The organism is Methylobacterium sp. (genome assembly GCF_019750675.1).
Taxonomy (GTDB): domain Bacteria; phylum Pseudomonadota; class Alphaproteobacteria; order Rhizobiales; family Beijerinckiaceae; genus Methylobacterium.
Window position 1 is genome coordinate 1 of the sequence record NZ_JAIEOF010000288.1, and the last position, 8,397, is coordinate 8,397.

At 72.6% G+C, this 8,397-nt stretch carries 10 protein-coding genes; 4 read left to right on the forward strand and 6 right to left on the reverse strand.

Annotation, left to right across the window (positions count from 1 at the left end):
• The first annotated feature begins 235 nt into the window (after positions 1-235).
• On the forward strand, positions 236-364 hold the full coding sequence (locus K2X24_RS14995) for a hypothetical protein (RefSeq protein WP_279578522.1): 129 nt from the start codon (positions 236-238) through the stop codon (positions 362-364).
• Between the two features lie 44 nt (positions 365-408).
• On the opposite strand, the gene K2X24_RS15000 is transcribed toward K2X24_RS14995, so the two are convergent.
• From K2X24_RS15000 to K2X24_RS15010, 3 genes are all read right to left on the reverse strand, one after another.
• Positions 409-1,359, reverse strand: coding sequence for a metallophosphoesterase (locus tag K2X24_RS15000; protein ID WP_292499177.1), 951 nt, complete (start codon positions 1,357-1,359; stop codon positions 409-411).
• Positions 1,360-1,517: 158 nt separating this feature from the next.
• A complete protein-coding gene (locus tag K2X24_RS15005) occupies positions 1,518-1,655 on the reverse strand; it encodes a hypothetical protein (RefSeq protein WP_238277620.1) in 138 nt (45 codons plus the stop codon).
• Between the two features lie 369 nt (positions 1,656-2,024).
• Entirely contained in the window at positions 2,025-3,419 is a 1,395-nt protein-coding gene (locus K2X24_RS15010; protein WP_292499178.1) for an aminotransferase, read from the reverse strand.
• Positions 3,420-3,548: 129 nt separating this feature from the next.
• On the opposite strand from K2X24_RS15010, the gene K2X24_RS15015 reads away from it, so the two are divergent.
• Complete coding sequence (locus K2X24_RS15015) at positions 3,549-4,088, forward strand: hypothetical protein (RefSeq protein ID WP_292499179.1); 540 nt, start codon at positions 3,549-3,551, stop codon at positions 4,086-4,088.
• On the forward strand, positions 4,078-4,806 hold the full coding sequence (locus K2X24_RS15020) for an HAD family hydrolase (protein WP_292499180.1): 729 nt from the start codon (positions 4,078-4,080) through the stop codon (positions 4,804-4,806). The genes K2X24_RS15015 and K2X24_RS15020 overlap by 11 nt, the downstream gene beginning before the upstream one ends.
• Here the strand turns inward: K2X24_RS15020 and K2X24_RS15025 are convergent.
• Positions 4,803-5,285 carry a MarR family transcriptional regulator gene (locus tag K2X24_RS15025; RefSeq protein ID WP_292499181.1) on the reverse strand — a complete coding sequence of 161 codons (483 nt, stop codon included), beginning with the start codon at positions 5,283-5,285 and terminating at the stop codon, positions 4,803-4,805. The two genes, K2X24_RS15020 and K2X24_RS15025, sit on opposite strands and share 4 nt — an antisense overlap.
• 167 nt (positions 5,286-5,452) lie before the next feature.
• Here K2X24_RS15025 and K2X24_RS15030 point away from each other — a divergent pair, with 167 nt between their 5' ends.
• Positions 5,453-6,232: a DUF1499 domain-containing protein gene (locus K2X24_RS15030; RefSeq protein WP_292499182.1), complete on the forward strand. Its 780-nt coding sequence runs from the start codon at positions 5,453-5,455 to the stop codon at positions 6,230-6,232.
• Between the two features lie 6 nt (positions 6,233-6,238).
• On the opposite strand, the gene K2X24_RS15035 is transcribed toward K2X24_RS15030, so the two are convergent.
• Complete coding sequence (locus K2X24_RS15035; RefSeq protein ID WP_292499183.1) at positions 6,239-7,174, reverse strand: MBL fold metallo-hydrolase; 936 nt, start codon at positions 7,172-7,174, stop codon at positions 6,239-6,241.
• Positions 7,175-7,251: 77 nt separating this feature from the next.
• On the reverse strand, positions 7,252-8,274 hold the full coding sequence (locus K2X24_RS15040) for a DUF2865 domain-containing protein (RefSeq protein WP_292499184.1): 1,023 nt from the start codon (positions 8,272-8,274) through the stop codon (positions 7,252-7,254).
• Positions 8,275-8,397 lie beyond the last annotated feature (123 nt).

Genomic DNA, 8,397 nt, shown 5'->3' on the forward strand with positions numbered 1-8,397 from the left:
CGTGCCGCAGAATCCGGCAATCCATGCGTTCCACTCCCAGGGCCGCGTACGACCGGCCCGGGCGGGAAGCCTACAGGCGCGGGCCCCCTGCGCGAAGCACGAATGGTGAGCCGCCGGAGCTTTCGCAAGGCCGGCTCCGGACGCAGCGGGGAAGCGTCCGCCCACGCCGATTGCATGCTGCGCTTCCGCCGAACCGTGGCATGATCCGTCTCCCGATCACGGGAGGAGACAGACCATGGCGAGCGAACAGAAGCGCGGCACCCGCGAGGCCAAGAAGCCGAAGAAGACCGTGCCCAAGACCAACGCCTCGGCTCCCTCCACCAAGGGCACGGTGGTGGCGGCTCCGAAGGCCGGCAAGAAGTAGGGGCCCGGGCGGGGGCGGCGCGGCGGCCGGAGGTCTTCGGGCGCTCAGCCCCGAAGGATCCTGGCCCGCTCCACCGTCTTGCCCGTGCCGTCGGTCTCGCCCCCGAGTTCGAGCAGGACGATCTCGGGCGGCACGCCGAGCCGCACCGGGATGCGGCTCACGCCGAAGCCGCCGGAGACGATCATGTGCTGGCCCCGGCGCACCACGTGGCCGTAGGCGAAGTCGTTGCCCCGCACGGACGGGATCACCGGCGAGTAGCCGAACAGGCGGACCTGGCCCCCATGCGTATGGCCGGCCAGCGTCAGCGAAACCCGCTCCGGCACGTCGAGGAACAGGTCGGGCTCGTGGATCATCAGGAGCACGGGCGCCGCGTCCGTCACCTTGGCGAGGGTGTCCGGAAGGTCGGCGCGCGAAATGTCGATGCCCTGGATCAGGAAGGGGATCTGGTCGCCCACCCCGGCGATCCAGAACGGTTTGCCGTCCTTCACGAGGCGCAGCGCGTCGTTCTCCATCACCGGGATACCGACATCCTCGAGGGCGCGGCGCGCCGCGACGGGGCCGCCCAGACGCATCTGGGCGTCGTGGTCGTCCCACCAGTCGTGGTTTCCCAGGATCGAATACACCCCGAGGGGCGCCTTGAGCGGGGCGACCACCCGGGCGAAGTCCGTCAGCGGCACTTTGCGGTGGGTCACGCTCGGCCCGGCCGGGTAGTCGCCCAGCATCAGGATGAGGTCCGGCTTCAGGGCGTTGGTGGCGTCGACGATCTCGGCGATCCGGTCCAGGGGCATGTAGGGCTCGCCCACATGGAAATCCGCCAGCACGGCCACGCGCAGGAAGAGGCCCGGGGTCCAGCGCGGCAGGACGGGCGCGTAGCGCGTCACCACGAGGCGGTAGAGCGGCTCGATCCCGAAGGCGTAGGCGCCCGTGGCCCCGGTGACGGCGGCCGTCGCCCCGAGCCCCGTCAGGAACTGCCGGCGGCTCGGCAGGATGAGCATGGTGAGGGTCCTCGATCGCGCGACGCGCGGCCACGCCTTCCTCGTCGCCAATGGTGACGAAATCGAGGAGGGCGTCCCGCGCCGAGGTCAGCGATAGGCCCGAGGCGTTGAGGAAGGGATACCGGGATCGCCGAAATCCCGCCCCGGCCGTCGCCGGCTCAGGCGAGGGGCGTGTCTTCGTGCTCGAAACGGGCGTCGCGCGTGCCGGTCAGGAGCGAGGTCCGGGTCGATTTCCGGGGGGCGGCGACGACCCGCACGGCGGCCGCGAGGGCCGGCAGGGCGACGGGCCGAAGCACCGCGCCGGGCTGACCGGAAATGATCGTGGACGGCTTCGATCGTTGATCGCGACGCGATGACTGTTCACGGGGGTACATGGAACGACTGTCCTGTTGCGCTCGACACGTCACGACTGGCCGACTTGCCCAATTCATGATCATGCACGTCTCACGGGCACCGACTGGCTCCACCCGGACGCTCCTCCTGCGACACGAGAACGATAGAGCCGCCGCTAACATGAATGAAAGCTTAAAGTTCTCACGATCCGCTGATTGGGATGGAGAGACAAGAACTTGTCGGGACTGTGAAGTACGTATCCCAATCCGGCATTGCACTGCACGAAGCATGATGCAGCGCGAAGATCATCTTCGCGCCGCGTGCGATGTCGTTCAGCCTCGGGCGGGCGCGGCCTGGAGACCCTGCTCGGCGATCCAGGCCTGGGTCCGGTCGAGGGCGCGCCCCAGCCGGTCGAACAGGGTGTCGATCTCGGAGGGCGCGATGACGAGGGGCGGGCAGACCGCGACGCGGTCGCCGGTGAGGAAGCGCACGATCAGCCCCTCGGCCTGGGCGAAGGCGACCACGCGGGCCGCCACGCCGGCCTTCGGCTCGTACTGGCGCCGGGAGGCCTTGTCCGCCACGAGTTCGATGCCGCCGATCAGCCCGATCCCGCGCGCCTCCCCCACGAGGGGGTGGTCGGCGAGCGCGGAGAGGCGCGCCTGGAACTGCGGCGCCTTCTCGGCGACGCCCTCGACGATCCGGTCGCGCTTGTAGATCGCGATGGTCTTCAGGGCGACGGCGCAGGCCACGGGGTGTCCCGAATAGGTGGTACCGTGGCCGAAGGTGCCGAGCTTGGCGCTCTGCTGCACCATGAGGCGATAGAGCGGCTCGTCCACCGAGACGCCGCCCAGCGGCAGGTAGCCGGAGGTCAGCGCCTTGGCGAAGGACAGGCTGTGGGGCGCCATGCCCATCGCCTCGGAGCCGAACCAGGTGCCGAGCCGCCCGAAGCCGCAGATCACCTCGTCGGCGATGAAGCGCACGTCGTGCCGGTCGAGCACGGCCTGGATCTTGGCGTAGTAACCCGCCGGCGGCAGGATGGCGCCGCCCGCACCCAGCACGGGCTCGGCCACGAAGGCCGCCACGGTCTCGGGACCCTCGCGCAGGATCAGCGCCTCCAGCTCGGAGGCGAGCCGGGTGGTGAAGGCGTCCTCGCTCTCACCGGCTTCCGCGAAGCGGTAATGGTGCGGGCAGCCCACGTGCAGGAAGCCCGGCAGGGGCAGGTCCCAGTCGGCGTGGTTGGCGGGCAGGCCCGTCATCGACGCCGTGGCCACGGTGACGCCGTGATAGCCCTTGATGTGCGAGAGGATCTTCTTCTTGCGCGGCCGGCCGAGCGCGTTGTTCATGTACCAGGTCAGCTTGACCTGGGTGTCGTTGGCCTCCGAGCCCGAGGAGGTGAAGAAGATCTTCGAGGTCGGAACCGGCATCAGCTCCTTCAGGGTCTCGGCGAGCTCGATCGCCGGGTCGTGGCTGCGCCCCGAGAACAGGTGCGTGAAGGGCAGGCGCGCCATCTGCTCGCTGGCCGCCTCCACCAGTTCCTCGTTGGAATAGCCCAGCGCCGTGCACCACAGGCCCGCCATGCCCTCGAGATAGGGTCGGCCGTCGCTGTCGTAGACCCAGACCCCATGGCCGCGCTCGATCACCAGCGGCCCCGTCTCGCGGAACGTCTCCAGGTTGGTGTAGGGATGGATCAGGGTTTCGACGTCGCGGGCGGCGAGGTTCGAGAGCATATTTTTGCCTGACGGTTGACCGATGGCCGACATGGGTGCCCGACTGTAGCGAGGGGCGCCCCCCGTAGAAACCCGCGTTTCCCCCGCGCGACGTCGCAACCCGACCTGAAGGCCATCGGACCCGAAGCCATGCTCGACCCCGCCACCATCGTGGCCCACCCGGCCCCGGGCCGCGCCTGCGGAACCTGCACGCTCTGCTGCAAGGTCTACGACGTGCCGGCGGTGGATTCCCTCGCCGGGCAATGGTGCCGGCACACCAAGCAGGGCCGGGGCTGCGCCATCCACGCGACCCGGCCCGACCATTGCCGCGCCTTCCACTGCCTCTGGATGACGGAGGCCTGGCTCGGCCCGGAATGGAAGCCCGAGCGCGCCAAGATGGTGCTGAGCCTCGATCCGGTCTCGCGCCACATGAACGTGCAGGTCGATCCGGGCCAGCCCAATGCCTGGCGGCGCGAGCCCTATTACGGCCAGTTGAAGCGCTGGGCGGTCTCCTCCCTGGCGCAGGGGCGCCACGTCCTCGTCCACCTCAACAAGGCGACCACCGTGGTGCTGCCGGACCGCGACGTGGCCCTCGGGGTGTTCGAGCCCGGCGACCGCATGGTCGCGCGCGAGCGCATGACGCCGCAGGGCGTCGTCATCGACGTCGAGAAGGTGCGGGATGCCGCCTGAGCCCCTGGGTAAGACGATCCGCGGCATCCTGTTCGACAAGGACGGTACCCTCGTCGACTTCGATCGCACCTGGGGCCCGGCGGCCTATTCGGTGATGACCGACCTGTCTGATGGGAACCGCGTCCGCCTCGAGGCCCTGATGCGGGTCAGCCACTACGACGAGGCGGGGCAGCGCTTCGCGCCGACCTCGCCCCTCATCAGCGGCTCCTCGGCGGGCTACGGCCCGCTCTGGGCCGAGGTGCTGGGCCGCCCCGCCGGCCCGGCCCTCTACGCGGAGATGGACGCGCTGTTCCGGGCGGCGGGCCTCGCCGCGCTGACGCCGATCGGGGCCCCGGCCGAACTCGCCACCCGCCTCGTCGCCGGGGGCTACGCCCTCGGCATCGCCACCAACGACGCCGAGGCCTCGGCCCGGGCGCAATGCGCGGCCCTGGGCCTCTCGGGCCAGTGCGGCTTCGTCGCGGGCTACGATTCCGGGCACGGCTCCAAGCCGGAGCCCGGCATGGTCACGGCCTTCGCGGCGCATCTCGGGCTGCCCGCCGGCCGGATCGCCATGGTGGGGGATTCGCCCTACGACCTCGCCGCCGCGCGTGCCGCGGGCGCCGTCTCGATCGCGGTGCTGAGCGGTCCCCTCGGCCCGGCGGCGCGCGACGCGATGGCGCCCCTGGCCGACCACATCCTCGACTCGGCGGCGGACCTGCCGGCCCTGCTCGGGCTCTAGACGCTGTCTTCCGGCAGCGGCTGCTCGCGCGCCAGATCGCGCCACTTCAGGACGAGGCGCTCGAAATCCGCGATGTCCCCCTCCGGCAATTGTCCGAGGGTGCGGGCCACGTAGGCCTTCTGCGCGGCGATCCCGCGGGTCGCGAGGTCCGCGCCGGCCGCCGTGAGGTGGAGCGCGTGCGAGCGCCGGTCCCCCGGGATCGGCCGGCGCTCCACGAGGCCGGCCTCCACGAGGCGGTCGATCAGCCCCGAGACGTTGCCCTTGGTGACGTAGAGCCGGGCCGCGAGGTCCTGCTGCGTCATGCCCTCGCGCTCGGTGAGGGTGGAGAGCGCGTCGAATTGCGGGATCGAGAGCCCGAGTCCGCGCAGTTCCCCCGCCATCGCGGCGGTGACGCGGCGGTTAAGGCGGATGAAGCGGAACCAGACCCGCAGCGGATCGGCGGCCTCGGTGGGGATCTGGGCGGGCGCGGGAGCGGGCATGTCGGTGCCCGCTATAGCAGACCGGCCCCGCCCGCCGAAAGCGGCGCGAACGGCGACGCGCGGGACAGGGCGGGTGGCGCGGGACGTCGCGGACCGGTAAAGCTTGCCGGGACCGGCCTTCCAGGCCCGGCCCCGTGGATCGTCCGGACAGCGAATCTCACCCCAGCATGCGTCGCCTGCCCTACGAGGATCCCGTCACCCGCGCCGGCCCGGTCTCGCGGACCCTGGCGCTGCTGGCCCTGCTCGTCACCCTGTTCGCCCTGGTGCTGGTGCGCGACCCGCGCGCCGAGGCGGGTCCCGCCCTGGCGACCCTCGGCGCCGGCTTCGTGCTGGCGGGGGTGGCGGTGTTCCTCGCCCTCGTGGCCTTCGTGCGCGTCTGGCGCGAGGGCGCGCGCGGCCTCGGCGCGGCCCTGGCGGGGCTGTTCCTGGCCGGCCTCGTCCTGGCCTATCCGGCCTTCGCGGCCCTGCGGGGTCTGGCGCTGCCGGCGATCGCGGACGTGACGACCGACGTCGACAACCCGCCCGCCTTCTCGCGCTCGCGGGTGGCCTTCGCGGCCCGCGAGGGGCGCTACCCGCCCGACCCCGGCCCGGCCGCGCGCGCCGCCCAGCGTGCGGCCTATCCGCAGATCGCGCCCCTGACCCTCGATCTCGACGCCGACGAGGCCTTCGAACTCGCCCGCAAGGCGGCGGTGAACCGGCGCTGGCAGATCGTGGAGGCGATCCGCCCCGGCGGGCGCATCGGCAACGGGCGCATCGAGGCGGTCTCGCGCGGTCCCATCCTGAACCTCGCCGACGACGTCACGGTGCGCGTCCATCCCCGGGCGGACGGCGCCCGCATCGACGTACGCTCGGCCTCCCGCCTCGGCACCCGCGACTTCGGCAGCAACGCCGACCGCATCCGGGCCTATCTCGACGAGGTCGCCAACCTCGCCATCGCGGTGAAGTGACCGGGATCAGGCGGGCGCGTAGCGCCCCTCGATCCGGGGCGGCCCGTCGCTGACGACCACGCCGCGCGCGACGAGATCCTCGAGGTGGGCGAGGACCGACAGGGCGGCCGCCCCGCGCAGGCCGGGTGCCAGCCCCTGGTAGATGGCCCCCACGATGGCCGGGATGTCGCGGTCGCCCGCCTCGATCCGCGCGCGGATCGAGGTCTCGCGCTGCCGGCGGTGGGCGGCGAGCCCGCGCACGAAGCGGCGCGGATCGCGCACCGGGCCGCCATGGCCGGGCCAGTAGGTCGTCTCAGCGCGGGTGCGCAGGCGTTCCAGGGAGTCCATGTAGGCGCTCATCGCGCCGTCGGGCGGGGCGACGATGCTCGTCGACCAGGCCATCACGTGGTCGCCCGAGAACAGCACCGCCTCCTCGGCCAAAGCGAAGGCGAGGTGGTTCATGGTATGGCCGGGGGTCGCGACGGCCTCCAGGGTCCAGCCTGCGCCCGCCACGGTCTCGCCGTCGCCCAGTTCCCGGTCGGGCCGGTAGGCGCGGTCCGCACTGGCGTCGAGATGCGCGACCTCGCCCTCCGCCAGGGCCCGCGCCGCCCGGTGCGGCCCGCAGCCGAGGATCGGGGCGCCAGTCCGGGCCTGGAGCAGGCGCGCGCCGGGCGAATGGTCCCGGTGGGTGTGGGTGACCAGGATGGCGATGAGGCGAGACCCCGCGCAGGCCGCCTCCAGGGCCGCCACGTGCCCCGCATCCTCCGGCCCCGGGTCGATGACCGCGACCTCGTCGGTCCCTACGATGTAGCTGCAGGTACCGCTCGCCGTGAAGGGACCGCCGTTGGGAGCGACCCGGCGCCGGACCAGGGGCGAAAGCCGGACGGTCTCGCCGCTCGGGGGAAGTACCGCCTCGAAGGCGGGTTCGTCCCGTGGGCCGGGTTCGTCCTGGGATTCGCGCATGCCGGATTCCGGGCTCGAAGGCGGGTCAGCCTGTCGCCCTAGAGGATCGCCGCGCCTCCGACAACGCGGGGCGCGCCTCAGTAGACGAAGGGCGAGGCCATCACCACCCGGGGACCGGCCGGCGCGCGCGCCGGGGCGAAGGCCGGCTCGACCTCGATCGGCGGCGCCGACTGGAAGCCGGCGCCGGATGCCAGGCGGATGCGCGAGGCCCGGTCGACGCGGCGCATGGCGTTGCGGAAGGCCCGGGCATCGGCCTCGCGGCGGATCACGTCGACCTTGGCGTCGATCGCCCGCCGGGCCTGCCGCGACAGGCCACGGGCCTCGCGGAAATCCACCACCGTGAAGCCGCCGTCCCGGGCCTGCGTCACGATGGCGGCGGAGGCGGCGGTGGCGACCACGTCGCCGGCTCGCAGGGTGCGGTCCTGCGCGAGGGGCAGCGGGATCGCGGCGCGCCCCTCCGGCTGGCACGCGCACTGCGCCACGCGCTTGGTGCGGTAGAGGTTGGCGACCGCGAGGCTGCGGTAGGGCCGGCCGTCGAGGCCGACCGCCCGGTCCATCTCGGTCTCGTGCGCACCCAGGGTGAAGAGGCTGGTCGGAGCGTTCGGGCAGGCCGCCGCGCAGGCGGCCTCGTGCACCGGCAGGTCGGCGCGTGCCGCGAGCCGGCCAACGGGGAAGAGGTAGCCGTCGCAGGCGCGCACGCAGACGGTGCGGGCTCCGAGGACGGCATCGCCGAATCCCGCCACCGGCGTCTCGGGCACCCGCGCGCGGGCGTGCCGGAGGGATCGCGGGAGCCGAGCCTGATCCCGCACGCGCGGGGTCTGGCGCACCACCCGCACCGCCGTCACCCGTGCCGCCGTCACCCGGCGGGCATCGGGCAGGGAGGCGTAATGGGCGGGACGCCGCCGCACCGGCGCCGCCATGGGCTCGGGGGCGGGCCCGCGGAAAATCGATTCGAAGAAATCGAACAGGCCCCCGCGCTCGGAGGCCTGGACGAGGCCGGTGCCGGCCGTGACACCGCCGAGGCCGAGCAGGAGGCCCGCCAGGGCCGTCACCGCCATCTGCTTGCGCGTGCCCGCGGGCGCCAGACGCTGCCAATCCATCCCGAGCGCTCCCCCTCGAAGGCGTCGCCGATCAGCTACACAGCATCCCCGCCCGAGGGCAATGGCGTCAGACCACCGAGACGCGGCATTGAGGCGCACGATCCCGGAGGCGCACGATCCCGG